This is a genomic window from Arthrobacter sp. P1_A5 (assembly GCF_056406825.1).
On sequence record NZ_JBFTZL010000327.1, the window covers coordinates 1 to 1,918 of the forward strand.

At 68.6% G+C, this 1,918-nt stretch carries 1 pseudogene; it reads right to left on the minus strand.

Annotated elements, in window-relative coordinates:
- Positions 1 to 1,078 precede the first annotated feature (1,078 nt).
- Positions 1,079 to 1,918, minus strand: a pseudogene (gene purH / locus AC1D1S_RS20960) (bifunctional phosphoribosylaminoimidazolecarboxamide formyltransferase/IMP cyclohydrolase); the annotation flags it as partial.

Here is a 1,918-nt window from a genome sequence, read left to right on the forward strand (position 1 = left end):
GGCACCGTTCGCGCGGGGCCGGGCTCCGTTCGCGAGGGCCGTTCGCGGGGCCGGGCTCCGTTCGCGGGGGCCCGCGCGGGCAGCGCGGCCTGGGTTCCGTTCGCGGGGGCCGCGCGGCCGGGCTTGTTTCCCCTGTCTACCCTGTTTACCCCAGCGCGGGGTCATTGCGTCCCATCTTCAGCAGTGGGGAGGACGCAGTGGCCCCGCGCTGGCTTTATCTGCGACGGCGGATCGCCCCCCGCCCGCTGGACATGCCCTCCGCTAACACGAAGGCCCGGACATATACCCCATATGTCCGGGCCTAGCCATGAGGAGTGGACATGTCCTCCCGGGTGGCTTCTCGGCGCTTGGGAACGAATGAGCATGTCCCCCGGCTGGCCCGCTGCGCTCCAGAAAGAACGGGCATGTCCCGCGGCTGGCCCAGGCAGCCCCGGGTCGCACGGGACATGCCCTCCCCACACGCCGAAGCCTGGACATATCCCTCATATGCCCACTCCTTGCCACGAAAAATGAGCATGCCCCGCGGAAAGAATGGACATGTCCCCCGGACTGGCCGCCAGCCCACCCAGTGGCACAAAAAATGGACATGTCCCGCGGAAAGGGAGGCATGTCCCGGAAAGAATAGGCGTGTCCGCCCGGGCCGGTCTCGAGCTCCTGAAGCCGTGAGCATGTCCTTTTGGGCTGGCCCGGTACGCACCGAAAGACTGAGCATGTCCCGCGGTTGGCCCAGGCAGCCCCAGGTCGCACGGGACATGCCCTCCCCACACGCCGAAGCCTGGACATATCCCCCATATGCCCATTCTTAGCCGCGAAAAATGAGCATGTCCCGCGGAAAGAATGAGCATGTCGCCCGGACCGGCCATATGCCCACTCCTTGCCGCGAAAAATGAGCAAGTCCCGCGGAAAGAATGAGCATGTCCCCGGCACTGGCCACCAGCCCACTCGGTGGCACAGAAAATGGACATGTCCCCCGGATAGGGAGGGCATGTCCATTTTTTGTGCGGGGGTCTCTAGGGGTCTCTAGGGGGTCTCTTGCGCTGGTCCCTTGTGCGCGAACCGCAGCCCGAGTGGGCGAGCCCTAGTGGAAGAAGTGGCGAGCTCCGGTGAAGTACMTGGTGATGCCGGCGGCGTTGGCTGCGGCGATGACKTCCTCGTCCCGGACAGAGCCGCCCGGCTGGACGACGGCGCGCACGCCGGCGTCGACCAGGAGCTGCAGTCCGTCGGCGAACGGGAAGAACGCGTCCGAGGCCGCCACGGCGCCGCGGGCCCGTTCCGGTGCACCGGCGGCGCCTGGTTCTGCCTGAACGGCAGCCGCCCCGCCAGCACCCTCGACGTCGGACTCAACCGTGACGCCGAGGGTGTTGGCGCGCTCGACCGCCAGCTTGCAGGAATCGAGCCGGTTGACCTGGCCCATGCCGATGCCGACGGCGGCACCGTTGTCCGCGAGCAGGATGGCGTTGGACTTCGCCGCGCGGCACGCGGTCCAGGCGAACGCAAGGTCGGCCAGGGTGGCGGCGTCGGCGGCGTCGCCCGCGGCCAGGGTCCAGTTCGCGGGGGTGTCGCCGTCGGCGTCGACCTTGTCCGTGGCCTGCACCAGCATGCCGCCGGAGACCTGGCGGAACTCGGTCGGGTAGCGGCCGTATCCGTCCGGGAGGGCCAGCAGGCGGATGTTCTTCTTCTTGGACAGGATCTCCACTGCCTCGTCGTCGAAGCCCGGAGCGATGACGACCTCCGTGAAGATGCCGGCGACGGTCCGTGCCATCCCGGCGGTGACGGTGCGGTTCGCGGCGATGACGCCGCCGAACGCGGACACGGGATCGCAGGCGTGGGCCTTGGCGTGGGCGTCGGCGATCGGGTCGGCCGCCGACGCGGACCCCACAGCCACGCCGCASGGGTTGGCGTGCTTGATGATGGCGAC